22 protein-coding genes are annotated in these 25,674 nt (G+C 29.5%); 2 read left to right on the top strand and 20 right to left on the bottom strand.

The genetic code is table 11. The annotated features are described in order from the left end of the window. Positions 1–6 precede the first annotated feature (6 nt). From EV195_RS00565 to rnpA, 12 genes are all read right to left on the bottom strand, one after another. Positions 7–1,287: a lipopolysaccharide biosynthesis protein gene (locus tag EV195_RS00565; protein WP_132791404.1), complete on the bottom strand. Its 1,281-nt coding sequence runs from the start codon at positions 1,285–1,287 to the stop codon at positions 7–9. Then, positions 1,271–2,353: a hypothetical protein gene (locus EV195_RS00560; protein WP_132791401.1), complete on the bottom strand. Its 1,083-nt coding sequence runs from the start codon at positions 2,351–2,353 to the stop codon at positions 1,271–1,273. The genes EV195_RS00565 and EV195_RS00560 overlap by 17 nt, the downstream gene beginning before the upstream one ends. Continuing rightward, on the bottom strand, positions 2,343–3,533 hold the full coding sequence (locus EV195_RS00555; RefSeq protein ID WP_132791398.1) for an O-antigen ligase family protein: 1,191 nt from the start codon (positions 3,531–3,533) through the stop codon (positions 2,343–2,345). The genes EV195_RS00560 and EV195_RS00555 overlap by 11 nt, the downstream gene beginning before the upstream one ends. Then, complete coding sequence (locus EV195_RS00550; protein ID WP_132791395.1) at positions 3,508–3,948, bottom strand: hypothetical protein; 441 nt, start codon at positions 3,946–3,948, stop codon at positions 3,508–3,510. The genes EV195_RS00555 and EV195_RS00550 overlap by 26 nt, the downstream gene beginning before the upstream one ends. A 926-nt stretch (positions 3,949–4,874) precedes the next feature. After that, positions 4,875–6,035, bottom strand: a complete 1,161-nt coding sequence (locus EV195_RS00545; RefSeq protein WP_132791392.1) for an acylneuraminate cytidylyltransferase — start codon at positions 6,033–6,035, stop codon at positions 4,875–4,877. Beyond that, entirely contained in the window at positions 6,032–6,904 is an 873-nt protein-coding gene (locus EV195_RS00540; RefSeq protein ID WP_132791389.1) for an N-acetylneuraminate synthase family protein, read from the bottom strand. Before EV195_RS00540 ends, EV195_RS00545 begins: the two co-directional genes overlap by 4 nt. A 4-nt stretch (positions 6,905–6,908) precedes the next feature. Next, a complete protein-coding gene (locus tag EV195_RS00535; RefSeq protein ID WP_132791386.1) occupies positions 6,909–7,961 on the bottom strand; it encodes a GDP-L-fucose synthase family protein in 1,053 nt (350 codons plus the stop codon). Then, positions 7,954–9,069 (bottom strand): GDP-mannose 4,6-dehydratase, encoded by a 1,116-nt coding sequence (gene gmd / locus EV195_RS00530; protein WP_132791383.1) that lies wholly within the window; start codon positions 9,067–9,069, stop codon positions 7,954–7,956. Before gmd ends, EV195_RS00535 begins: the two co-directional genes overlap by 8 nt. A gap of 38 nt (positions 9,070–9,107) precedes the next feature. Then, a complete protein-coding gene (locus EV195_RS00525) occupies positions 9,108–10,151 on the bottom strand; it encodes a hypothetical protein (RefSeq protein ID WP_132791380.1) in 1,044 nt (347 codons plus the stop codon). A 6-nt stretch (positions 10,152–10,157) separates the two neighbouring features. Continuing rightward, entirely contained in the window at positions 10,158–11,834 is a 1,677-nt protein-coding gene (locus EV195_RS00520) for a DUF6909 family protein (RefSeq protein ID WP_132791377.1), read from the bottom strand. Between the two features lie 4 nt (positions 11,835–11,838). After that, entirely contained in the window at positions 11,839–13,470 is a 1,632-nt protein-coding gene (locus EV195_RS00515; RefSeq protein WP_132791374.1) for a S41 family peptidase, read from the bottom strand. Next, positions 13,460–13,843, bottom strand: a complete 384-nt coding sequence (gene rnpA / locus EV195_RS00510) for a ribonuclease P protein component (RefSeq protein ID WP_132791371.1) — start codon at positions 13,841–13,843, stop codon at positions 13,460–13,462. Before rnpA ends, EV195_RS00515 begins: the two co-directional genes overlap by 11 nt. 67 nt (positions 13,844–13,910) lie before the next feature. Between rnpA and EV195_RS00505 the strand changes: the two genes are divergently transcribed. Continuing rightward, on the top strand, positions 13,911–15,089 hold the full coding sequence (locus tag EV195_RS00505; RefSeq protein WP_132791368.1) for an acyl-CoA dehydrogenase family protein: 1,179 nt from the start codon (positions 13,911–13,913) through the stop codon (positions 15,087–15,089). A gap of 1,835 nt (positions 15,090–16,924) precedes the next feature. Then, positions 16,925–18,280: an alpha/beta hydrolase family protein gene (locus tag EV195_RS00500; protein ID WP_132791365.1), complete on the top strand. Its 1,356-nt coding sequence runs from the start codon at positions 16,925–16,927 to the stop codon at positions 18,278–18,280. A gap of 45 nt (positions 18,281–18,325) precedes the next feature. On the opposite strand, the gene EV195_RS00495 is transcribed toward EV195_RS00500, so the two are convergent. From EV195_RS00495 to EV195_RS00465, 8 genes are all read right to left on the bottom strand, one after another. Continuing rightward, positions 18,326–19,003, bottom strand: coding sequence for a LytR/AlgR family response regulator transcription factor (locus tag EV195_RS00495; protein WP_207899758.1), 678 nt, complete (start codon positions 19,001–19,003; stop codon positions 18,326–18,328). Between the two features lie 2 nt (positions 19,004–19,005). Further along, positions 19,006–20,025: a sensor histidine kinase gene (locus EV195_RS00490; protein WP_132791362.1), complete on the bottom strand. Its 1,020-nt coding sequence runs from the start codon at positions 20,023–20,025 to the stop codon at positions 19,006–19,008. Between the two features lie 2 nt (positions 20,026–20,027). After that, entirely contained in the window at positions 20,028–20,678 is a 651-nt protein-coding gene (locus tag EV195_RS00485) for a hypothetical protein (RefSeq protein WP_132791359.1), read from the bottom strand. 112 nt (positions 20,679–20,790) lie between these two features. Next, positions 20,791–21,282, bottom strand: a complete 492-nt coding sequence (locus EV195_RS00480; RefSeq protein WP_132791356.1) for a hypothetical protein — start codon at positions 21,280–21,282, stop codon at positions 20,791–20,793. Positions 21,283–22,106: 824 nt separating this feature from the next. After that, complete coding sequence (locus EV195_RS00475; protein WP_132791353.1) at positions 22,107–22,784, bottom strand: response regulator; 678 nt, start codon at positions 22,782–22,784, stop codon at positions 22,107–22,109. Continuing rightward, complete coding sequence (locus EV195_RS00470) at positions 22,777–24,567, bottom strand: tetratricopeptide repeat-containing sensor histidine kinase (RefSeq protein ID WP_165915661.1); 1,791 nt, start codon at positions 24,565–24,567, stop codon at positions 22,777–22,779. Before EV195_RS00470 ends, EV195_RS00475 begins: the two co-directional genes overlap by 8 nt. A 136-nt stretch (positions 24,568–24,703) precedes the next feature. Beyond that, positions 24,704–24,832 (bottom strand): hypothetical protein, encoded by a 129-nt coding sequence (locus tag EV195_RS16870; RefSeq protein ID WP_262708513.1) that lies wholly within the window; start codon positions 24,830–24,832, stop codon positions 24,704–24,706. A 418-nt stretch (positions 24,833–25,250) separates the two neighbouring features. Further along, positions 25,251–25,448 (bottom strand): hypothetical protein, encoded by a 198-nt coding sequence (locus EV195_RS00465; RefSeq protein ID WP_132791347.1) that lies wholly within the window; start codon positions 25,446–25,448, stop codon positions 25,251–25,253. Positions 25,449–25,674: the final 226 nt, after the last annotated feature.

Below are 25,674 nucleotides of genomic sequence, written 5' to 3'. Positions count from 1 at the left end.
TTATCCTTAAGAGTGTATAAAATTAAAAAATCCATAGTTAACAACTAATGTTACTATAATTAAAAGAGATAATGGTAATATGTCTTGCCTTAATTTCTTTTCAATAGTTTGCGCAAAATAAAAAACGAATATTAGATAAATTAAATAGGAAATAAAAGTAGTAATTGCTGCTCCAAAAATACCATATGTAGGAACAAAAAATAACGTTAATCCTATATTTATTAATCCAACTGTTAATGTAGAACCTGAAATAAGTTTTGCTTTCCTTTGATAGAATAAAATGTTTGAATAGAAGTAGTAAATTCCAAGTAAATACAGACCATTTATTACCCATAAAATAACACTAGTGAACTCATTTGTTAAAGGCTGCAAAAACTCGAAATAATTTTTAAAATACTTTACAGTAATAAATATTAAAATATTTAAAATCATCACCAAAAAACTATAAGCTATTATTAGCTTAAATCTTACAGATTTCTTCATGTAAATTGTATAGCTTTTTATAATATAATTGGGTAAAACCATAGCTATTCCTGTATTTAGTAACATTATAACTAATCCTATTGAATAACAAATACTGTAGATACCTAATAAATACTCACCAACTAGTGATTTTATGATAAACCTATCTGAGCTACTTAATATCCATAAAGAAACATTGTGAGGAATTAAGAGTATCGAAAAAACAAAAATATCTCTTACATTAAAATCAACCCCAACTAGTTTGTTGTTTTGTAACAATATCATAATCAAGAAAAATAAAAGTAATGTAGTTGAGATATATAATTGATATTGGAGAATAGAGATTAAATTGACATCGTTCAACAAATAAATAGCTAAAACTATTGAAGTAATTTTAATTAAGGAAATTAGAAAATAGCTAATATGCTTATCTTGTGACCTATACCAACCTAGCAAAAGTGTCTGAAATGCTTCTGCTGAAGCTAACAAAAGAGTAAGAAAAATCCAGCTATAAAAATAAAAAGCACCGAGTAAAACTATTGGTAGAGAAATTAACAATGTAACTTTTAAGTATTTTTTTAAAACACTCCAAGCAAGTTCTTTGTTTCCTACCCCTTCTCTTAAAATAGAAGCATATCCATTAAATGAAATTAAAGGAGCAATTACCACGAGTGAAACATGTGATAAACTCCAAATTCCGAACTCATCAATAGATAAAAATCCACTAAGAATTGGTAATGCTAAAATACTTAATCCTTTATTCAAAGCATTCGCTAGTGAATAAAAAATAAATACAGATAGGTGCTTCTTATATCCTAACTTCACTTTCAAAATCCTTTAAACTTTTAAATACTTCATATTTATTTGAGGAGAAAAAATCCATATTTACTTTATCCAAATTAATAAATACTGTTTTTATACCTCTTTCCTCATACTCTATTCCTAAGGTTGAAAAGCGCGAAATAAATAGAACTATATTTTCTGGTTTGTCTTTAGAAACAATAACATTTGCAAAAGATTTATACTTTTTTGAATAGAAAGACATGTTTTCTCTAGGGTGTGGAATAACATAAATCAGACAGTCTTTATATTTTTTAACTAAAAAATTGATAATTGTCACATTGTGATAAGGTTTAGCATCTTGGCACCCAAATACTATTATTTTTTTACCTGATGGTAGCTTATCATGATTATATAGCTTCAAATTATTTTCTGTAGGTACTTTATAAAAAGACACATCCTTTTCAATATTTAAGAAGGTTTCAAAAAAAGGTTTGGAAAAATCATATGAATAATAAATATCTCCTAATACAATTTTATTGGGAATTAATTTATTTTTAAATATCTGAATACTTCCATGTTGAATAATATTTAGTTTGATGTTGTTTAACAAACAAACTTCATTTACAATTGTAGTAAGTCTATCAAAATGACCAGAAATAAAAATCTCATTTACTTTTTCTGTGTGTTTTTTGAGAGCATCTAAAAAGATAATAACATAAATTTTATAAAAAAAAGAGTTATAATTATGTTTAGACTTTGTGTAATCTTTCAATTTCAATGCGTTTATAAAAACCTTAAAGAAATTAACGTTACTTAGAAAAAGTAGATTATTAAAACTAAATAAATTGTTGTTTGAAATATCTAATACCTCAATTGAATTATTAACCTTTTTTATTTTCTTTACATGCAGTGGATTCCAAGAAATTCCAATAACACCGTTTTTTCTTCTATTTCTTTTAATAAAAGATAAAAAGAAAACTAAAACTGAAAACATGAACAATAGAACGTTAAACTTTAGCCTTTTAATAAATGAAATAGTATATCCTATTTCTGAATAGTATATACTTTCATTATACGTTATCTTCTTAAATATTCTATTATAATCCATTATTCTTTTTATAAAACAAAACATTAAACATAGAAAAAAACACAACACCATGTTGTAAATCAAGAAAATGCTCGATTAAACCAAAAGAAAAAAACGCAAATGAAAACAGAAAGTAGGTAATATCTTTAGTAAAATATTTTTTTCTAAGTCCCTGAAAAAGAATCAGCAAAAAGATTAATCCTAAAAAACCTTGTTCTAGATATGCTTTAAAATATGCATTATGTGTCCCTAAACCTTTTTGTAAATGCTCGCTTAAGTTATGGTCAGAATAATAATTCAAAAGAAATTCTTGAGAACTTCCTGCTCCTAAGCCGATAAAATGTATTAATGGATTGTTTTGAATAATATTAATCATTCCTTTATAAATTTCGTACCGTTCACCTAGGTTGTGAAACTTACCATTCAATAAGAAAACTATTCGAGTTCTAAAACCATAAGAAATATTATAAAAAATAAAACCTATAACTGTAAGTGCTATCATAAATAATAACAAATACTTAAAAAGCTCTCTCTTTTTATTAGTTTGCTTGATTATATAAAAAACAAAAACAAAAATCAGAATAAAAAATGTAGATTTAGTTCCTATGTAAAGGATTGAAAAAAAACTACAAACTATTAATACTCCATAAATGTATTTCTTCTTCTTACTTTCTGATTTAAAAAACTGTTCTATTAAAAACAGAACGGAGACAACAAGATACATTGATAAATAACCTGGATGAATTCCAATAGATCCAGTAAAGTTAAAATATCTAAAAGGCGTCCAAATATCTCCAGTTTTATAGGCTAATATGTATGCATAAATTAAACAAAAAAGAAAGGCAGATAGGGTTCCTACTACGAGGTAATGAAAGATTTTTTTTAAATTAATTTGAACTCGATAGTAGAGAAAAATTAAAGGAAATATCAACAAGGATAAACTCTTTTCAATCTCTTTAATTCCCTTTTCAAAATTATGAGTCCAAATTAAAGACACTAGTATTAAGGCAAAGTACATAATAAAAATATGCTTCGACTTATGGTTTTTATTAGCTTCGGTTTTGTTCTTTACAATAGAATAAATAACAAACAAAATTGTTACTATTATTGATAATGAATTTAACTTCTTACTAAAAATAAGAAGCAATAGAGAAAAACCTACAATATCACTAATATCAAGTCTTTTTAGTCTCCCAAGCATAATATGAAAAGAAAATAAGCAATACCCAGTAATAGATCATGTTAAACCCATTACCAGCACTTGCATTAAAGTTAAAAATCAGAATTAAGGAACAATAAAACAAAAATACATCTCTTTGATATGACTTATACAAGAAGTAAATTATAAAGGCGATGAAAACCATATATATAATCCCAAATTCAGCTAAACCAGAAACAAACATACTTTGAGCAGATGGATTGATAATAAGTATATTTTCTAAATAAGTTGAGCCTTCAAAAGTATTAATGAAATGTATAGGAAACTGCCCAATTCCTGTACCAAAAAATATATTCTGAATGAAAAAATAAAGTCCAGAGAAGATTGAGAATAAACGACTATATCCAGAATAACCATTTAATATTTCAAGTATCTTATCATCATAAATTCTATACAAAAGAATAAGGTTTACAAATAGAAATAAAGAAATATACCCTAATATTTTGTGTCCGTTTTTCCTGCTTATTTTATAGAGATATATAATCAACCAAACTAATATTGCCACTGCAGTAACAGCTAGCACATATTTTGAAGAATTAAACAAAAAAAATAAAGGGACTAATATTTTTAATCTTTTTGAATATTTAGATTTCAGAAAGATTAAGGGAGTAAAAATAAGCACATATAAACCTGAAAAAGAGGGCTCTGTATGAGTTATACCTAAGCGATACGGAAAGATTTCTAGAAAATTTTGTCCAGGAACTGCAGTAAATGATCTAAACCCATTGTATCTATTAGTTCCAAATAAATATATAACATCTTCATATATAAAGAAAACACCATATATAATTAAGTAAAAAACAACCAGATAATACAGGTATTTTTGAAGAGTAAACTTAAATTTATCAAACTCTAAGTTACTTTTCTTAATTACTATTGACGATACAATCAAGGTAATAAGAAGAAAAATTAAATGAAAGAACTCTTTAAAAAAGAGGTAATATGAATTAAATGTAACATATGCCTTACTCTTAACCATATTATTCCACACCCAATGAGAATGTCTGAGTGTTACATTTTCAATAAAAAAGAACTTTACTATAGATAAAAGTAATATTGAAAGAAAAAATACTATTAAGAAAAAATGCGGCTTTTTAAATGAAAGAGAATCTCTAAAAATAAATAACAGCACTATTCCTGAAATCACAATAGAAGAATGTGAAAAATTCAGTGGAGCATCAAACCTAAAAAACAAAAAACAACTTACTGTTAACCAAATAGAGCATACTAGAAGAAATATAAACAAACTTCTATACAACAATTCTTTCCTAATGTAATACCCCATTTATTCCCTTTTAATAGAATTCACTCAACATTTTTATACTATCTATTTGACAAAATCATTTCAACAAACTCTCTAAATACACCTTCTCCACCTCTTTTATTTAAATGGACAATTCCTTGTATTTGTTTGATTTTTTGAACAGCATTTGCAGGACAAGCAGCTAAACCAACATTATTTAATAATTCAAAGCAGTTTATATCATCACCAACATATGCTACTTCTTCGAGAGTGTAGTTGTTTTCTTTACAAATTTTAATTACTGTGTCAAGTTTACCACCATGCTTTTTTCCTTGAAATAAATAATCTACCTTTAATTTTTTAGCTCTATTAGAAACAATAGCAGTATTCTCAGAGGTTATAATACCCGTCTTTAATCCATTTTCCCTAAGTAACTGAAATCCCATCCCATCATGAGTATTAAATTTCTTTATTTCATTACCATCCTCAGTATAATACATTCCTGCATCTGTTAGTACACCATCTACATCTGAAATTACTAACTTAATTTTACTGCTTTTTTTAGTTGGGTTCAAAACAAATCTCTTCATTAGAGATTCAGCAATAATCCAGTCTTCTTCCTCATCAATTTCAACAGCAGTATATTCAGGCATTTCAGAAATACCAATGTTTCCAGACAACCTATTTTTATGTGTAATAATAGATCCAACAGTACTAATATAAAAAGCACCATTTTCCATGAATAAGCCATCAAAATCTTGTCTTCTTGGTCTATTCTTGAAATCGTAATTTAATGGACTTCCTTCTGAAGTCCAAAAGAACCTTTTGCTTTGAACACACGACAAAACCGAATCATAACTCTTGTTTGAAATTAAATTCAATCCGTTTTCTAAATCATTGTTTCTTAACAATGGTGAAGTGGCTTGAATTAATATGAATCTATCTGCACCTGTTAGATTCACTTTTGATAGATATTCGAACATTACACTTTCAGTTGAAGAAGTGTCTTCAGCATTTTTAGCTTCTCTCCTATAAATTGACACCTTATCAAACCCAAATGAATCGACAACTGTTTCTATTTCTAAACTATCAGTTGCAATTACAACCTGATCTATTATTTCTACCTCACAAGCAGCTTTTATTGTCCAGTAAATTAAAGGCTTCCCACAAAACATTTTGATGTTTTTTAAAGGAATCGATTTACTACCTCCTCTTGCAGGAATAAAAGCTACTGTTTTCATTGCTTTCTATACTTTAGTTTATCTCTTTGTACTTGTTCAATTTCTAAGATTTCAGACTCTTTGTAAGTTAACGATTTATATGTCGCATTTAAATCTCTACAAAGTTTTCTCATTCCTGTTGGCTCTAGAGAAGCAGCATGATCGGTTCCTTTCCAAGTTCTATCTTTAGTAAAATGTCTTTCTACCCATGTTGCTCCAAGTGTATATGCAGCATTGTCAATAGCAATTCCTAAATGATGGCCTGAAAAACCAATATCTTTTACACGGTCTCCAAATTCCATTTTTAAGCGGGTAATCTCTAATAAACAAACATTTTCGAATGGAACTGGGTATCCTGAAGTACAAGAATAAATAACCAATCTATTTTTAGCTTGATTGGTTTCTTCAAAAAATTCAATAATTTTCTTTTCCTCTTCCTGAGTTGTCATTCCAAAAGATAAATGAACTTCTCCTTCATATTCATCTCTAAGAACCTTTAACATTTCAAAATGATTATTACATGCTGATGGTACTTTTAATAAATTGGGTTTAAAAGTTATCATTTCTCTTGCAGACGTAGTATCCCAAACCGAAGTTGAATATTCTAAATTAATAGAATCGCAGTATTCTTTTAGCTTTTTATGCTGTTCCACAGTAAACTCCAAAAACTCTCTATGCAAACCATAAGTTTCTCCGTAAGAATTTGATGGGTTTGGATGTTTTGCCTCGTACTGTTCTTTGGTTAATAACTCTTTATTATTTCTCTTTTGAAATTTAGCTATATCTGCACCACATTGTTTTGCTAAATCTAATAGCTCAATAGCAATATCAAAATCTCCTTTATGATTGCATCCAATTTCCGCTATTACTCTTGGTTTTTTATAATTCATTTTTTTAATAATTCTTTTTTAAATACCATCCATACAATTGGTCTATTCCATCATTTAGTTCAACAGAATGTTTCCAACCAAGTCTATTTAATTTTGACACGTCGGTTACTTTTCTCATTGTACCATCGGGTTTATCTGTGTTGAACTTTAATGCTCCTTGATAACCTATTTTTTCTTGTATTAATTCAGCTAATTCTTTAATTGAAATTTCTTTACCTGTACCAATATTTATGTGTGTGTTTTTGATGTCTCCTTCAATACCTTTTATAGTTTCATTAAAATCGACCTTTTTCATGATATGAACGCACGCATCAGCCATATCTTCACTCCATAAAAATTCACGTTTAGGTTTACCTGAACCCCAAATTTCAACACTATTCTCACCTACACCAAAACCTTTTAAATAACTCTTGGCTTGATCAATAGTACTGACATTCAAGTTTAGTATAACTTCATCATTTCGTCCTTCTGAAAGTAATTTTGCTAAATGGATTTTACGAATTAAAGCTGGTAATACATGTGATTTTTCTAGATCGAAATTATCATTTGGACCATATAAATTTGTTGGCATTACAGAAATGAAATTCGTTCCGTATTGTAAGTTGTAACTCTCACACATTTTAATACCGGCAATTTTTGCAATAGCATAAGGTTCATTTGTATATTCTAATTCATCTGTAAGTAATGAATCTTCTTTTAAAGGCTGAGGCGCATTTTTGGGATAAATACAAGTACTTCCTAAGAAAAGCAACTTCTTTACGTTATGCTTATAGCTTTGATGAATTACATTGTTTTGAATCATCAAGTTTTCATAAATAAAATCTGCTCGATATGTGTTATTTGCAACAATTCCACCAACTTTTGCTGCTGCTAAAAAAACATATTCAGGTTGTTCTTTTTCGAAAAAATTTGCTGTAGCTTCTTGATTTGTTAAGTCAACCTCCTTATGTGTTCTAGTAACAATATTTGTAAATCCTTTTTCTAGTAGATTCTTTACAATTGCACTTCCTACTAATCCTCTATGACCAGCAACATATATTTTAGAAGATTTATTCATAATTATTCAAAATATCGTGCCCTCCTCTTTGTAAATAGGTTTCTCGTTCCATTAATTTTAAATCGCTTTCCATCATTTCCTTTACCATATCTTCCAACGTATATTCTGGAACCCAACCTAGTTTTTCTTTTGCTTTTGAGGCATCTCCGATTAGTAAGTCAACTTCTGTAGGACGATAATAATGTGGATCAATACAAACAACTTCTTTCCCTGTTTCCAAATTAAAATCCGGGTTATTACAAGACTTTATGATTCCTTTTTCATCTTTACCTTCTCCTTCAAAAGACAATTCAACGCCAATTTCATTAAATGCCATTCGTACAAAATCTCTAACTGTAGTTGTTTTACCAGTTGCTATTACCCAATCTTCAGGCTTGTCTGCTTGTAAAATCATCCACATCATGCGAACATAATCTTTTGCATGTCCCCAATCTCTCTGAGCGTTTAAATTTCCTAAGTATAATTTATCTTGAAGTCCATAAGCAATTTTTGAAACGGCTCTTGTAATTTTACGTGTTACAAAAGTTTCTCCACGAATAGGAGACTCATGATTGAATAAAATTCCGTTACATCCAAAAATATTATAGGCTTCTCTGTAGTTAACGGTTATCCAATAGGCATACATTTTTGCCACTCCATACGGACTTCTTGGATAAAAAGGTGTTGTTTCAGTTTGTGGTACTTCTTGAACTTTTCCATACAATTCCGAAGTAGAAGCTTGGTAAATTTTAGTTTTATTTTCAAGCTTTAAAATTCGAATTGCCTCTAATAAACGTAGCGTTCCTAAACCATCTACATTGGCTGTATACTCAGGTGTTTCAAAAGAAACATGGACATGACTCATTGCAGCCAAATTGTAAATCTCATCTGGTTGAACTTCTTGAAGTATTCTGATAAGATTTGTGCCATCCGTCATGTCTCCATAATGAAGAATAAGATTTCTATTTGCTATATGTGGATCTTGGTATAAATGATCTATACGTTGTGTATTAAAACTTGACGCTCTTCTTTTTATACCATGAACAATATATCCTTTTTCTAATAAAAGTTCAGCTAAATATGCACCATCTTGCCCTGTAATTCCTGTTATTAAAGCTACCTTTTTCATGTTATTCTGATTAGTATACTACCTTAATTTATATAGGTTTATTTTTTGACTTTATATGATTCTAGATACGCGTTTAATTTTATAAGTAATAAACCTATTATCATAAGTCCAAAACCAACTAGAGCAAATTGAAATCCTTTATTTTTTTCTATTTCTCTTACTTTATGACCTATCGGCTGAAAATTAGAAACAATATTTATAACTTCAGACTTTTCAGATAAATCATCGTTCACATCAATTAATTTTTCATTTAATCGTAAACTAGTGTCGAACAATTTTAACTCTTTATCTGAACTCTTATTATTTTGTCCTAAATCAATTGTTGTACCTCCGCTGACTTTTTTAGCTTCTTCTAATAAAACTTGTTTGTATAATTCAAGAAGAGAATCTGTTTGTTGCAAGTTTTTTTGAAGTAATGCATCCGTTCTTCTTAAATTTTCTTTTTTATTAACTTTTAAATTCTTAAAGTAATCATTGTTAATAATTGAAGAAATAATAGGAACACTTAAACTAGAAAAAATATCATTTTTTAATGAAATCACTGAAATTTGATGTGTTTTATAATCAAATTCAGTAAAGTTTCGCTTAAATTTTTCATATGAATAACTTTTCACGGATGCTGTATCAATAGATTTTATCAAATCATCAAATGATGTTAATATATCATTCTCATTAAGAACAGGGCTAATGGTAAATTTTTTCAAACTTCTAGCTTCTTGTTCAGAAATATTAAAAATCTTTGATAAACTATTGAAATTCTCTTGCTTTACTAAATCATCATAATATTGAATATTATGATAAAGCTGTCTGGCGCTATTAAAGTTCGGTTTTACATATATACTAGACTCGTATTTTGTTCCCGTTTTATATTCTAGAAATAAACCGAGTAAACCAGCCACAATTGCTGCAATTCCTAACTTAATAATATTTGATTTTAAGAAGAGTAAAGCTTCTATTAGAATATAAAACAACTTCTTAAAAAGATTTCCTATAGATGTAAATAGTTTATTAAAACCTTTTCCTATGATTACAAACAAAGAGCCTAAGTCAACTTCTTCGTTCTCTTTTACTTGTTTTGACATCTTTGCTTATTTTAATATTTGTTCAAGGATTTTTTGTGTAATTGCATATGTTGGTGTTACACCACTCATTCCTAAACCTCCGGACGCTAAAGTAGCCCCTGTTTCTAATGGATTATCCGATGCATAATATGCATATCTTACCTTTACCTTTTCACTGATATTTCCTCGAATTCTAGATGCAGATTGAATTGCTTTTTGGTAGTGTGCTCCTTCCATTTCTAATCCGATTACATTCCAAGTAGAGTCGTGGAAAAACTTTAAAAGATCTTTATTTTGAAGTGAGGTTCCTAACACAGTAACCATACTTCCATCAAACACTTTTACTCCAAAACCTTCTAAATCTTCTTTGGTTAATTCATTTTGAAACGGATAATTATCTGCAGTTCCTTCAAAAATGTGTGAAGAAGGAATCATGATGTCTCCTTTACCTCCTTCTAAAATTCCTGCTTTCCCCATAATCGAAACCGATTCAACATTTAAGTGATGAACATTTCCTTCTTCTTTATATGGTTTTAATAACTCGTCCATGGTTTCGTAAGCCTGCTCTCCAAAAGCATAATCCATAACAATAATTACAGGCTTGTTCTCGGCAGTATCTTTTGAAATTAAGTCAGAATCAAATGAAATTTTACCTGTGTCAATTACCTGAACGTTAATATTTGTACCTGATTCATCTTTTATGTAAATCAACCCGTTTTTAGAAGCAAAGTTTTTAACCGCCGTTTGAAGTGTTTTACTATTGGCATTACTCAATAATTCAAACAATGAAAAACCTTGTTTGTTTTTGGCTTCTTTTGGAATAGCATGCTTTGCGTAAATAGAATTAAGCACACTGTGCATGTTAGCACTAATAATATGAATTGGTCTGTTGATTAAGCCTTCGTTTAAAAGTACTTTTTTAATATCGTTTGCCCATGTTTCTCCATGGTAGTGTCTTCCAATTTCTTCTGATAATATAGAGCTAAATCGAATAGATCTTTTTTTATCATGTAACTCTTCATTAATAGCCAGTTTTCCTAACCAATAAATTAAGTGGAAAAAACGTTGTGGATTTTCTTCTGTAGAAAATGTATTATAGGATTGATACACCTCATCATATGTTCTTCCAAGAATACTTCCCAAATGAACAATTAATACATCTTTCTCTTTATCAGATAAAATCTTATTGTGTATTACTACTTCTTCTAGGTTCTCCCACTCTCTTGTGGTCTTTCCTGTATCATCTAGTAGTACTCTTTCTTTTATTTTATGAGACTCAATAAACAAAAAAGTAAGGTGAGTAAGAATATCATAAATATCAGATCTTCCACGCGTAATCTCAATATTCATTTGATCTTTGTCTATTCTATAACAATTTCTCCTTCTTTTAGGAGGAACTATACATTTAAAATGTGAACTTCTGTATCCTTCATCAGATGTTAAGTTTATAAACTGACATTCTTCTATTCCTTCAGGTAAACGTTCAATTACATAGGTTAATCCGTTTAATTCTATTTTTTCCTCAGCAATTGAACCATAAATCTCAGGTCGTAATAACAACAGTGATTTACGTAATGTTTCTCCAGAAACTCCCATTGGTTTATAAAAACCTCTACTAAATAAGTGACGCATAGAAATGTATAATCTTTCTATCGCATTTGTTGACTCTTGAGCTCTTGTTCGTTCTTTATATACTTTGATCATATGTTTACTTTCCGTTTGCTAATATTTTTTGATAACGATTAGAATCGTTTAGTAATTCTACAGCTTGTTTTATGGTAGCGTCGTTTTTTAAATGATATTGATATACTCCTTTTTTGTAAAAATATTGTTCTAAAATCTCATCTTGAATTTCAGACATTACAATATCTTTATTTGTTGAAATTGCGTCTATTTTTTGATTCTCTATCTCTTCCTGTAATTTTTTATATTCTGCTGCAATTGCTTTGTTATTATTTACGCTTTTGTAAGCTTCTTTAAATAAGCTTTCTTGCTTACTAGTAAATGTTGTATCCTGAGTTTTTAAATAATTTTTAAAACTTGTAAACTCAGCATCTCCAAATGAAATTGTATTGAGAGTAGGTTTTGTATTCTTTCGTACATAGTTGGTAGCAAAATCAAAAATAGCAGAAGAACTTAACAACTTCTTAGTTTCATCTGTTTTTTCTGTTATATTGATAACAACATCTGGTGTAACACCTCCGCCATCTTTTACCGTTCTACCGTTAGTTGTAGTAAACGAGTTAACTATATTGTCTGAGAATTTTGGAACTTCACCAGTTTTTGGATCACGATTGGCATAATCTAGCTCCTGAATACATCTACCACTTGGCGTATAATATTTAGAAATCGTTGCCTTCATTTGGGTTCCGTAACTCAAATCAAAATAACGTTGAACTAATCCTTTACCAAAAGAGCGTTGCCCCATAATTACTGCTCGGTCATAATCTTGCAATGCTCCAGAGACAATTTCTGATGCAGAAGCCGATCTACCGTCAATTAAAACCACTACGGGCATTTCAGTATCTAAGGGTGCTTGGTTTGTTCTATACGTTCTAGAGTTTTTCTTAGTTTTTCCTCTCGTATCTACTACTTTTTTTCCTGTAGGAATAAATAAATTAGTAATATTTACTGCATCAAATAAGGATCCTCCTGGGTTACTACGCAAGTCAAATACTAACTTCTTCATTCCTTTTTCTTTTAGTTTTTCAATAGCATTTTTAACACCATCGGTAGCTCTACGAACGGTAAATCGAGTTAACACTACATATCCAGTATCTTCATTAATCATATCATAAAAAGGAACAGGATCATCTATAATTTGGTCTAACTTTAATCCAAAATCAAGAGTTTTATTTCCTCTTTCTATTTTTAACGTAATTGGAGTTCCTGGTGTTCCTTTTAATACTTGTGATAATTGCTCTCTTTCTAATTCAGCAAGGTTTTGATTATTCACAACCGTAATAATATCTCCTACTTTTAATCCAGACTTATCTGCCGGAAATCCTTCTTTTATTGAAACAATTATAATTCCTTTTTTGGTGTATTTTGATGAAATTCCTATACCTCCATATTCACCTTCTCTTCTAATTTTAGCATCCTCTACTTGTTGTTCATTATAAAACCGTGTGTAAGGATCTAAGTTTTCAAGTGTATTGTTTATTGCTTTTGCGGTTAAGTCTCCTTGATTTAATTCATCTATATAATTTATGTTCAGTGTTTTATATAAATTATTATATATCTGAATTTGTTTCGCTATTTCAAAAAAACGATCTTGAAACGAAAAAGAAACTATAACTACGGTAACAACTAATGCTAGTATGTGTTTTTTATTCTTCATTTTTAGCTGTTTTTTCTATAAATAAAGTTAATAATTTTTTCATTTTACCTTCAATTTCGGCATATTTCAACTCCTCCTTTGCAAGATAAGAAATCATAAACACATAGGGTTTATCAACTTCTGAATAAACTATTTCCTTTTGTAAACGATACGATTCTCTTAATAAACGTTTAATTCTATTTCTATCTACAGCTTTTTTAAATAATCTTTTAGGAACTGAAACTCCCATTTGAACAGGATATTTTGAAGTATGTTCCGTTTGTAAATAAACCATTCGTAAGGGAAATTTTTTAATTGTTTCTCCCTCCGTGTAAAGCCTTCCAATTAGTTTTCTGCTTTTTAGTCTTTCTTCTTTACCTAGTGTAAATTTCATTACTACAAACATACGTAAACTAAAGCTATCATTTGATTTTTTACTTATTTTTGAGGAAAGCATTTTTATGAAACCAGACTTATTTCAAGCACCTGATTATTACCAATTAGATGACCTTTTAACCGATGAACACAAATTAGTTAGAAATACTGCTAGAGATTGGGTTAAAAAATATCTATCTCCAATTATTGAAGAATACGCACAACGATCGGAATTTCCTAAGAGTTTAGTTGGCGGACTTGCAGAAGTGGGAGCTTTTGGTTCTTATATTCCTGAAGCCTATGGTGGTGCTGGTTTAGATCAAATTTCGTACGGGTTAATTATGCAAGAATTAGAACGTGGAGATAGTGGAATTAGATCTACTGCTTCGGTTCAAACATCGTTGGTAATGGGACCTATTTATAACTACGGAAACGAAGAACAACGTAAAAAATATTTACCAAAATTAGCTTCAGGTGAATGGATTGGGAGTTTCGGTTTAACAGAACCTAACCATGGATCTAATCCTGGTGGAATGGAAACCAAATTTAAAGATATGGGAGATCATTTTCTTTTAAATGGTTCAAAAATGTGGATTTCTAATGCTCCTATTTGTGATGTGGCTGTTGTTTGGGCTAAAAACGAGGAGGGTAGAATTCATGGTTTACTAGTAGAACGAGGAATGAAAGGGTTTTCTACTCCTGAAACAAAAAACAAATGGTCGTTAAGAGCTTCTATTACTGGTGAGCTAATTTTTGATAATGTAAAAGTTCCTAAAGAAAACATACTTCCAAATAAATCAGGATTAAGCGCTCCTTTAAAATGTTTGGATAATGCTAGATACGGAATTGCTTGGGGTGCTATTGGTGCTGCTATGGATTGTTATGATACTGCTTTACGATATGCTAAAGAACGTACTCAATTTGGAAAACCTATCGGACAGTTTCAATTACAACAAAAAAAGCTAGCTGAAATGATTACCGAAATTACCAAAGCACAATTACTAACTTGGCGCCTTGGAGTTCTAAAAAATGAAGGTAAAGCAACCTCTGCTCAAATTTCAATGGCAAAAAGAAATAATGTTGCTATGGCGCTAGATATTGCTAGAGAAGCTAGACAAGTTTTGGGTGCTATGGGTATTTCTGGAGAATATTCTATTATGAGACATGCAATGAATTTAGAAAGTGTTGTTACGTATGAAGGAACTCATGACGTTCACCTACTAATCACAGGATTAGATATTACAGGACTCAATGCTTTTAAATAAAAAAGAGTTGCTATAAAAGCAACTCTCATTCGTGTATAGTTTCGGGGGTGATTTTAGTGATTGATAGCATAACTTGCGCCTTTTGCACAGTCTGCTAATGTTACTAAAAATGATTTTACTGCTTTGTCTAATCTGTTAAGTAATACTGTTGTCATAATCCCTATATTTTATATTGTTTGTTAGTAGTGTCTGTTAATTACTTTACAAAGATAAAGCATGTATCTTCTTGATTAAAAGGGATATCCGCAACTTAAAATGCAATTTTCCGTAAAGTATTTATAAATAAGTGCATAAAAAAAGCTGCTTAGTTAAGCAGCTTTTAAGAGTTGTAATTTTAATTTCTCCTAGTGGTTTATTGCATAGCTCGCTCCTTTTGCACAGTCTGCTAATGTTACTAAAAATGATTTTACTGCTTTGTCTAATCTGTTAAGTAATATTGTTGTCATAATCCCTATATTTTTATATTGTTTGTTAGTAGTGTCTGTTAATTACATCACAAAGATAAAGCATGTATCTTCTTGATTAAAAGGGATATCCGCAATCTGAAATGCAATTTTCCGAAACCTTGTATGACTGCATAAAAAAAGCTGCTTTTAAATAAGCAGCTTTTAAGAGTTGTATTTTTATTTTTCCTAGTGATTGATAGCGTAGCTCGCTCCTATTGCACAGTCTGCTAATGTTACTAAAAATGATTTTACTGCTTTGTCTAATCTGTTAAGTAATAATGTTGTCATAATCCCTATATTTTATATATTGTTTGTTAGTAGTGTCTGTTAATTACATTACAAAGATAAAGCATGTATCTTCTTGATTAAAAGGGATATCCGCAATCTGAAATGTAATTTTCCGAAACCTAGTATGACTGCATAAAAAAAAGCTGCTTTTAAATAAGCAGCTTTCCTTGTTTGGCTATTAACTTTTATTAGTGGTGTTTTGCATAACCTGCTCCTTTACCACATTCATTTAGAGTTAATATAATCCCCTTCAAAAATTGATTAATCCTAGTAGTTAAATTAGCCTCCATAATCCCCATTATGTATAGTTAGTTCGTAATCCCTTTAATGTTATACATTCAAATATATTGTTGATTTTCAGGTTATAAAAAGGGATATCCGCAACTTAAAATGCAATTTTCCGTAAAGTATTTATAAATAAGTGCATAAAAAAAGCTGCTTAGTTAAGCAGCTTTTAAGAGTTGTAATTTTAATTTCTCCTAGTGGTTTATTGCATAGCTTGCTCCTTTTGCACATTCTGATAATGTAGCTAAAAATCCTTTTACAATTTTGTCTAATCTGTTAAGTAATACTGTTGTCATAATCCCTATTTTTATATTGTTTAATTAGTAGTGTCTTTTATTTACATTACAAAGATATGGTACTTATCTTCCTGATAAAAAGGGATATCCGCAACCTGAAATGCAATTTTCCGAAGCTTGTTTTAAATTATAAAAAAAAGCCATCGAAACCGATGACTCTAAAATTTGGTTAAATTTTTAATGTTGGATTGCATAGCTTGCTGCTTTCCCCCACTCGCTTAAAGTTAAAACGATACCCTTCATAATTCGTCTAACTTTTTCAATTAATAACTTTCCCATTTTTTAACATATAAAATAATCCCTAAAAATTTTGTTATTAAAGAATAACACTACAAATATATAACTGTATTAGAGCTTTAGAAAAGGGGATAAACGCAAATTGAGGTGCGTTTTTCCGAAATATTGCACAGGGTTTTTCCTGTTTACCTAAAAAAACTTTTATTTTTTGTTAACGTTTTTAAGAAATAATAATTTTCTTTTTATATTTTAGAGATAGTAACAAATTTTAACCAATTAAATTATGAATCTTTTAAAACCCTTTCAAAAGGGGCTGTTTATAACAGCTTCTATTATGCTCGTATGCATATTTTTCTCTTGCTCTAAAGAAGAAATTAATAATCAAGATGTTTCCCAACAATTAAGTGAAGTCAATCTGCTTTCCTCTGTAAATGAAAAAAACTTTCAGTCCCCGAATCAAATCTACAGTGAATTAGGAAAAAAATACGGTTTCAAAACTGAAGAATTTGTTAGTTCTGAGAGATCATCTGAAAAACTTTACTCTGGAATTAATGTAAATATTTATAAAATATCTACACAATCTCCTCATCCTGATGGTTCTGGACAAAGTATTACCATTTCTGGAGTGGTGTTAATTCCAAAATATAAAGACCGCATAGTTTGGTTTAAGAAAGAGAAAATTCCTTACCGAATTCGTTTTGTAACACCTTTTACATATACAAGCAATTCTTCGGCTGCTTCGGTATCATATAGTAATATCTTCAGTATTCCTGATGAAATTGATCAGTTGTTACCATTAACAATGATTGCTCAAGCATGGACTGGAAAGTTTGCTGTTTTTGTTCCTGACTATCCTGGGTTCGGTGATTCGTATGGTGATTGTTTTCCTCCGTTTGTTAACAAGGATGCGCACAACAGATCGAATTATGACTTTTTAAAAGCTGGAATTCATCAGTTAGAAAACATGGGATATGAACTTAAAGACGAACTATTAATTCAAGGATATTCTCAAGGTGCTTTTTCTGCTATACAATTTGCTAAATATTTAGAAACTAATAATTTAAAAAAGGTAAAAGGTTTATCTGCTGGAGGTACACCTGCTTTATTGGATAAGTTTATTGTAAAAGCACGTTCTGAAAATTTTCATCCACATCCGTTTTTCTTCCCTTATGCCTATTACGGAATGAAAGAAAATAATTTGATTTCTATAGGAGAGAATCGAATAATTCAATTGAATAAATTCGCTACAGGAACTTATAATAATTACGATGAAATAAGAGCTCTTTATGACGGTTCTAATTCTATTTTAAAATTACAGTTTGCCTTACCGAATATTCCAAGTAAATTATTGATGAGTGATTTTATCAATGCAAATCCTAATGATGCAAACTCTGATTATGCTAACTTTTTTAATGTATTAAGAGCTAATAGTATTTCTCCTTGGAACAATAAATGTCAGTTTAAAATGTTCCATGGAAGTTTAGACAATGCTGTATATACCAATCAAGCTTATGAATATTATGTACAACATAGAAATTATGGTGGTAATGTGAGTTTTGATTATACCTTAGGAGAACATATTACAGGTTATTTACCTTTCTTATTAAAAACCAACGATTGGTTTTGGAATTTAAGATAACAACTTTTATTAGTATAGATGCATCTCGAAAGAGGTGCATTTTTTTTAGAAACTGTTTTTAATAGTATCTAAAAATATTGATTTGTATTTCTGGCCTATCGGTATTTTGTTATTATCAATAGCTATTTGATTTCCTTCTACATAACTTATTTTCTCCAAATTGATGATAAATGATTTATGTACTCGAAAAAACTTATTCTCCGGGAGTGAATTCGAAATCGCATTCATTGTTTTATAAACAACTAAATTTTGATTACTAGTGTGAACTTTTATATAATCTCCTAAGGATTCTACATATAAAATATCATCTAATTGAATCAAAAACAACTTTTTATCTGATTTTAAAATGAGCTGATTGCTATTCTTATTTACGATGTTTCTAACTTTTTCAACCGATTGATAAAACCGATCAAAAGAAAACGGTTTTAGTAAATAATCCACCGCATTTAAGTTAAATCCATCTACAGCATATTCTGAATAAGCAGTTGTAAATATTACCAGTGGCGGATTATTAAGAGATTTGTAAAAAGATAATCCAGATAATTTTGGCATGTTAATATCTAAAAAAAGAACATCTATTCTTTCCTTTTCAACTATTTCAATGGCTTCAATAGCATTATTACAAATACCTTTTATTTCCATCCATGAGATGTCTGAAACAAATTTTTTCAGTACATCTTGTGAAGCTGGTTCATCATCAATAATTAGGCAATTAATCTTCATAATTATACAATAATACTAAGAGTTGTTTTATAAATTGCTTCTTCCGAACGAATCTTAAAATCGTGTTTTTTTGGATATAAAATTTCCAAATGCTTTTGTACATTTTGTATTCCCACACCCGAAAAATGATTGTCTTCCTTTTCTAACGGAATAAAATTATTTTCAACTTCAAACAACAGTTGATTCTCATTTACAATTAAATTTACGTTGATATAAGGGTTCTCAACACCACTCTTTAATCCGTGTTTAAAAGCATTTTCTAAAATAGGAAGTAATAACATTGGGTATATTTCTATTTCTTTATCAACCGAATAGGTGAAATCGACTTTGGAGTTTGCAATAGTTCTTTTTTTCTCAAAATCGATATAACTTTTTATAAGTGCTATTTCTTTTTGAATTGTTATTTTTTTGTCGGTTGCTTCGTAAATAACATATCGCAAAATATCGGAAAGATTTAAAATTGCATTTGTCGTTTCTTCTTTTTTATTGATTGATAATGAATAAACTACATTTAATGCGTTGAATAAAAAATGAGGATTTATCTGATTTTTTAAAGCCGTTAATTCTAATTGTAACATTACTTTTTCTCTTTGGTTTAAGTATAGCCAGTCTTCAAATAACTTCACCAAAACAGCAAAAGATATCACTCCAAAAAATAACAAAACTGTTTTGAACGCATTGAAATAGGAAATAAAATAATACTCTGGAAATAAAAAATCTAGAACATGATTATGAGTCAAGATATTTACAGATGAAAAAAACAGAATGTTTCCAAGTAAGAATATTGAGAAAACAACATATTTTCCTTTTTTTAAAAAAGTAGGTAATAAATAATAAATAGCTATGCTAACAGCAGGCACTAAAGTAAGCAGATAACTTACAGTGTATATAATATCTATTTTCTCGATTGGAAAATCAGAAAAAACAACTAATAAAACCGTAAAATAAAACAACCACAATATAGCATTGAATGCAAGTATATTATGGTTGTTTTTAATGATATGCCTTGTGTACAGATTCATTATTAGCTTTTCTTTAAGGTAAACTTAGTTTCAGTTTCCCATTTTTTTGCTGATTCTGATGCCATGTACTTCTTTAAAAACTGTTGTAATTCTTCAGAAGAAGCCGTTAGCAAAATATCTTCTTTCATTACGCCAATTTTTTCATGTTTAATTTTAATTCTTTTCTCTTTAAATATTTCTTTTAATCGCTTTTCATCGAACCATTTAATGCTTATTTCATTATTATTTAAAATATCTAATTTTACTAATGAATGTGGATAGATATTATGAATCTGTAATAAACCATTCATTTCACTTCCTTGATCATTAAACGGAATAAAATCTAGAAAAAGCTGGTCTTTTAATTTAAAAGGTGTAGCTATGAATAACGACTTTTTATCTTTATCACTATATTCTACAGAATAAGAATTCTTATACTTCTTAAAGAATTTTTCGTCTTCAAGAGTTATTTTTTCACCACTATTTATCAGCTTTGCATACTCATCTTTTAAGGAAGTGATTTTCCAGATATCTTTGTTATTATCTTTCCATTCACCCAAAAAGTCTTTTGAAAATTTTATGGTTTCTTCGGTGTAAAAAGGATTTAGCGATTTAACTATACAAGAGTTAAATACTACCAAGCTTACAAGTAAAATAATGTGTCTTTTTTTCATACTTTTTATATTTAAAAATTATATGATTCAAAAGAACATCAGAAACACAAAATCTAAAACTATTTTAGATAAACACATCTAATTTCTCTGTAAACAATATAAAACAACAATATTAATCCTTAAAAAAAGCACTAACAATAGCCAACATCATACCAATAAAAGTTGTTGCGTTTGTTGTAATACTCTGAGTGGCATCAGTACTTAAAACGGCCCAAATAACAATAGAAGCTACACCTACTAAAATGTAGGACCAAGCATATAGGTTTCCTAATTTTTCTTTGAGCTTTTCTTCATTGGCTCCCATAGCAAACTCTCCAACTCGTTGAATTTTTAGTTTTCTTGATGAAGTAGCTGCACTTCCACTAGTGTTTAATGCATTCGCATCGTTTCCATCTGAATCGGTTTTTACACCAAATGCTGCGGCAACAATACCTCCAACAAGTCCTGTTAAAGCACTTGCTAAATACATTAAGGCTGGATTGGTTTTCGGGTTTTCTTGACCTTTTAACTCAAAGGCTTCTTTAAAAAGTAGTAATGAACATATAATGTACCCTAATAAGGCAACAATTACCATGAAGTTGATAATTCCTTCTTTTCCTTTCATTATTAAGTAGTTTAATGGTTAGTTTCTCAAATGTAACTGAAAAACTAATCAATTACAACTTAAATTCATCCATAAAAAAAACCTTCTAGAAAGAAATTCCTAGAAGGCCATATAATCCCCTAAAATGTTTTCACCCTTTTGTTTCCGCGGATGATCACTGATACAAATATAGGGTAGAGTCACATTTTACTAAAGGGGATTTCCGCAATTACAAATGTGGATTTATGCAACAGATATGTTTTAACAAAAAAAAGAACCTCTCAAACAAAAGCCTGAGAGGTTCACGGTTACTAATCTCTAAAAGTAATTCCTTCCCCCTAACGAATTACCCGATTGATCGAGGCAAATCTATTTGAATTAAAATTCTATAGAAAAGGGTTTTCCGCAGTTTCTTATGTGGATTTATGAAATACATTCTTTTATTAAAAAATTAATCTTTTTGGATATTATCAATAGAAAAGTTCAATAAAAAAAAGAACCTCTCAAACTAACGCTTGAGAGGTTTATAGTTACTAATCTATTAAAGTAATTCTCATCCCCAAATTGAATTACTTGGTTGATCAGGGACAAAACTAAATCAATGTATTAAATACCTAAAAGGGATATCCGCAAAAAAGCATGTGGTTTTATGTAACACTAAAAAGGATTAAAAAAAAGAACCTCTTAAGCAGTTAGCTCAAGAGGTCTTTTCCTTTCTTTCTTTTACTCTTTTCCAGTAATTCTTCCCAAAAGAATTTGTTTCTGTAAGTGATACAAATGTATAACTCATCGGAAGCACTGAAAAAGGGATATCTGTACAATACAATGTGGTTTTCCGCAAAAGGTTAATCTAAAATACCTAACTCTTTTGCTTTTAGCACTAAATCTGTATTATTGTTTGCTTGAAGATCTGTTCTTAATTTTGCTAATTTATTTTCAATAGATCTAATCTTAAGCAAACTTCCGTCTTCTTTGGTAATAATTCCTTCTAAATTACTAATTTTTGGATGCTTAGGTAACTCTTTTAAAATTTGAATAGCCACATCATCCATTTGAATATCTATTAACGCTCTCTTCAACAGCTTTTGATGAATTTCATGCGTATAATAAATTTCTCCTGTTAACATTTTTTCAATGGCAAACGTTAACTCAGCCGTATTACACTTTCCTTTAAGTAAATATGCATTAGGGTTCAAATTTTGAATGACACTAAACACTCTATTCGTTTCTGAGTGTCCTGTAATTACACCAACTTTTATTGGTATTTCTTCTTGCTTAATTGTTTTAATTAAGTTCTCTCCACTATCTATTCTTGAATTTTCGGTAGCATTGTCAAAACTTAAATCTGTGAATAAAATTTGAAAAGGAGTTTCTGTTAATGCCACTTTTATTTTAGCATAAGCGTCATCACAAGAATTAGTGGTTTCTATTTCAAGATGATCAATATCTTTAATGTAAGATAAAATACCTTCAATAATTAGTTGATGATCATCTGCAATAAGTATTTTAATTTTCTCAGGCATTTAGAGGTGTTTGGATGATTATATGAGTTCCTTTTCCTACCTCACTTTCAATGGTTAATGTTCCATTTAATTCTTGAACACGTTCTTGTAAGTTTAGTAGTCCAATTCCCTTTTTTTGCGTAGCGGTATCGAAACCTTTACCATTATCTACTACATCCAAAAGTACAGATTTTTTATGTATTGAGAAACTTATTGTCATTTTAGAAGCTTCTGCATACTTCTGACAATTTTGAATACATTCTCGTAAGCTCAAATACAACATTCGTTTGATTGAGTTATTAGCCTGAGACCAATCGATTTCTTTTAATCCGTTAACTTTAATAATAAACTCTGGAGAAAAATAATCGCTCACTAAATTTATTACTTGATCTCTGAACGGAACCTCCTCAAAGCTAACACTAGATAACTGATGTGATAAATTACGAACATTGTCTTTTACCATCTCTAATTTCTGTGCCTCTTCTAGTAATAATGACTTTTCTAATTTTCTATGCAATAAACGTAAATCGCCAGCAACCTCATCGTGCAATGATTTTGCGATTTGTCTACGTTCTTCTTCTCTAGCTTCAATTTTTTGTAGTTGTGTTAAAAACAATAATTTTTTTCTTCTGAACCTAAAAAACGAAATACTAGACAGTAAAAACATTATACTAATACCCGATAACAGTAACCCGATGGTAGCACGTTGCTTTTGCGCTTCTGCTTCGGCTAATGTTTTTTCGTTTTCAATTTTTAAGGCCTCGTTTTCTTTCTCCTTTTTATCAGTTTCATAACGAATTTTAGCAAACTGGTTTTTTAATTGTCGCTCTTGTTGCAAAAGACTGTCGTTAAGAGTAATATATTCATTTAAATATGCTTTGGATTGATTTCCTGTTGATAAATCAGAAAGTAGTTTTAATGCTTCCAACCAACGTTTGTTGTTATGGGTTTGCTTTGCGTATTTCAAAGCTTCATTTGCGTGAAATCTTGCCTTAGATGGGCTTTTTTCCTCTATATAGAATTCTGATAATAATACATGGGTAATAGACAAATCACTGAATTCTTTTTCTTTTTCTCTAATTTGAATTACTTCATTGTAGTGATCTTCCGCAAAGTTTTTTCTTCCCAATGCAATTCCACTGTATGTTAAATTCTCTAACAATAAAGCATAAAGGTCAGGATACTTTTGTTTAATACTGTCATATTTTAAACCTTTATTAAAATATTCAATTGCCTTTTCGTGCTCACTCCCTTGTTGATGAATTAAACCAATATTATTAATTGTATGTAAATAACCTCGTTCTTTTCTTTTCGAGTTTTTATTTAATCGGTTTGCTTTTAAAGATAAATCAAAATATTTTAATGCATCCTCTTTTTGTTTTATTTCTCCAGAGACCAATCCTAAATTGCTATAAACATTCTGCAGATATCTATAAGATTTTATTGGCTCTAGATATTGTAAAGCCTCAATTGAACTTATCTCACTTCCCAAAAAATCCTTAGCTTCACGTTGTAATATGGTAATACTTAATAATCTTCTTCCAACTTCTAATGAATCATTAGTTAATTTGGATATGTTCATTGATTGATTATAAAAATAGAAAGAACTATCAATTTGATATTTTAAATCATGATACATAGCTTTATACTGATAAATCTTGGCAAGTATTGCAGAATCATTATCTTCTGTATAAAATTTATATAATTGATTGATAGATTCTTTTACAATCTCATCATTTTTATTAAAATATGCACTTAACCCTCTATCCAAAGTGTTTTTCTTCAATCGTGAAATTGAATCCATATCTTGACCATAAAAAATGCAAGAGTATAAAAAAAAGAAGGTAAATGCTCGCATATCATATTTTTAACCAAGTACTACAAAAAAACAAAAAAACTCCTTCATAGGAGTTTTATATTATCTAATCTTTTCGTTTTGATTAAATTTTACCATTTCCTCCATCTGTTCCACCACCACCACCGGTCATTCCGCCACCGTTATCATCAGTAGAATCTCCTCCAGGAAATTTAATCATTTCTGTTTTTTGGATAAAAGTAATTTTTTTCATAATCGTAAAAATTTTTTGTTGTTAATGTTTATGTATTCAATGTCTTAAATTAAACATTTTAATTTAAAAACACAATAATTGATAAATCTAAAGCTTTTTTTAAACAAATTTTAGCTTTTTAACTTAAATTTAGTAGGTAATAGCTTATTTTTAATAGGTTTTTGGAAGGATACCAAGATTCTAGTATAAATTAAAAATAATATTTAACAAACAGATTACTTCGTCATTCTTCCTCGTAATGACGTATCAAATCGTCATTGCGAGCGAAACATAGTGAAGTGAAGCAATCTCACAATTGACGAACAGATTACTTCGTCTTGTTACAAAACTAAATTTGGCACAAGCCTAGTAATGACGACATAAAAAAACCGTTACTAACTCAGTTAATAACGGTTTCAATTTTAAAATTCTTTGCAGTTTAGCAAACTTCAACGTTTGGATCGCAGTTGTCTGTTAAGTCTCCTCCTTGACCTCCACCGCTTCCTCCACCAGTTATTCCATTTCCTCCTTGACCTCCACCGCTTCCTCCACCAGTTTTACCACAGCATAATTCTCCACCAAAAACAGTAGTTTGTTGTTCTTTTGTAATTGCAAATTGCTTTAAATTCTCTAACATAATTTTTACGTTTAAATAGTTTATAAAGCAGCAAAATACTTTTACAATACTTTTACAATACTTTTAAAGCAAATTTTTCATGTTAAAAAAAATGATAAAGTGTGTTTTTTCGTTTTAGCGAAGAAAAGTAATCTGTCTTTTCTGCATCGCTTGATGAGATTCCGTATCAAGTACGGAAAGACAGAATTATTCAATATTTTCATTCCCATGAAAATGAGAATCTATT

Source organism: Tenacibaculum skagerrakense (genome assembly GCF_004345825.1).
Taxonomy (GTDB): domain Bacteria; phylum Bacteroidota; class Bacteroidia; order Flavobacteriales; family Flavobacteriaceae; genus Polaribacter; species Polaribacter skagerrakensis.
The sequence above is the reverse complement of the archived record's forward strand: the minus strand, read 5'-3'. Positions and strand labels throughout refer to the sequence as shown.

What these genes read in the sequence shown, in the direction of transcription:
- EV195_RS00555 (WP_132791398.1), bottom strand. Translation starts at nt 3,533, where the DNA reads ATGCTTGGGAGACTAAAAAGACTTGATATTAGTGATATTGTAGGTTTT.
- rnpA (WP_132791371.1), bottom strand. Translation starts at nt 13,843, where the DNA reads ATGAAATTTACACTAGGTAAAGAAGAAAGACTAAAAAGCAGAAAACTA.
- EV195_RS00505 (WP_132791368.1), top strand. Translation starts at nt 13,911, where the DNA reads ATGAAACCAGACTTATTTCAAGCACCTGATTATTACCAATTAGATGAC.
- EV195_RS00485 (WP_132791359.1), bottom strand. Translation starts at nt 20,678, where the DNA reads ATGAAAAAAAGACACATTATTTTACTTGTAAGCTTGGTAGTATTTAAC.
- EV195_RS00470 (WP_165915661.1), bottom strand. Translation starts at nt 24,567, where the DNA reads ATGGATTCAATTTCACGATTGAAGAAAAACACTTTGGATAGAGGGTTA.
- gmd (WP_132791383.1), bottom strand. Translation starts at nt 9,069, where the DNA reads ATGAAAAAGGTAGCTTTAATAACAGGAATTACAGGGCAAGATGGTGCA.
- EV195_RS00515 (WP_132791374.1), bottom strand. Translation starts at nt 13,470, where the DNA reads ATGAAGAATAAAAAACACATACTAGCATTAGTTGTTACCGTAGTTATA.
- EV195_RS00480 (WP_132791356.1), bottom strand. Translation starts at nt 21,282, where the DNA reads ATGAAAGGAAAAGAAGGAATTATCAACTTCATGGTAATTGTTGCCTTA.
- EV195_RS00540 (WP_132791389.1), bottom strand. Translation starts at nt 6,904, where the DNA reads ATGAATTATAAAAAACCAAGAGTAATAGCGGAAATTGGATGCAATCAT.
- EV195_RS00545 (WP_132791392.1), bottom strand. Translation starts at nt 6,035, where the DNA reads ATGAAAACAGTAGCTTTTATTCCTGCAAGAGGAGGTAGTAAATCGATT.
- EV195_RS00500 (WP_132791365.1), top strand. Translation starts at nt 16,925, where the DNA reads ATGAATCTTTTAAAACCCTTTCAAAAGGGGCTGTTTATAACAGCTTCT.
- EV195_RS00535 (WP_132791386.1), bottom strand. Translation starts at nt 7,961, where the DNA reads ATGAATAAATCTTCTAAAATATATGTTGCTGGTCATAGAGGATTAGTA.
- EV195_RS00465 (WP_132791347.1), bottom strand. Translation starts at nt 25,448, where the DNA reads ATGTTAGAGAATTTAAAGCAATTTGCAATTACAAAAGAACAACAAACT.
- EV195_RS00475 (WP_132791353.1), bottom strand. Translation starts at nt 22,784, where the DNA reads ATGCCTGAGAAAATTAAAATACTTATTGCAGATGATCATCAACTAATT.
- EV195_RS00495 (WP_207899758.1), bottom strand. Translation starts at nt 19,003, where the DNA reads ATGAAGATTAATTGCCTAATTATTGATGATGAACCAGCTTCACAAGAT.
- EV195_RS00520 (WP_132791377.1), bottom strand. Translation starts at nt 11,834, where the DNA reads ATGATCAAAGTATATAAAGAACGAACAAGAGCTCAAGAGTCAACAAAT.
- EV195_RS00560 (WP_132791401.1), bottom strand. Translation starts at nt 2,353, where the DNA reads ATGGATTATAATAGAATATTTAAGAAGATAACGTATAATGAAAGTATA.
- EV195_RS00525 (WP_132791380.1), bottom strand. Translation starts at nt 10,151, where the DNA reads ATGTCAAAACAAGTAAAAGAGAACGAAGAAGTTGACTTAGGCTCTTTG.
- EV195_RS00490 (WP_132791362.1), bottom strand. Translation starts at nt 20,025, where the DNA reads ATGAATCTGTACACAAGGCATATCATTAAAAACAACCATAATATACTT.
- EV195_RS16870 (WP_262708513.1), bottom strand. Translation starts at nt 24,832, where the DNA reads ATGAAAAAAATTACTTTTATCCAAAAAACAGAAATGATTAAATTTCCT.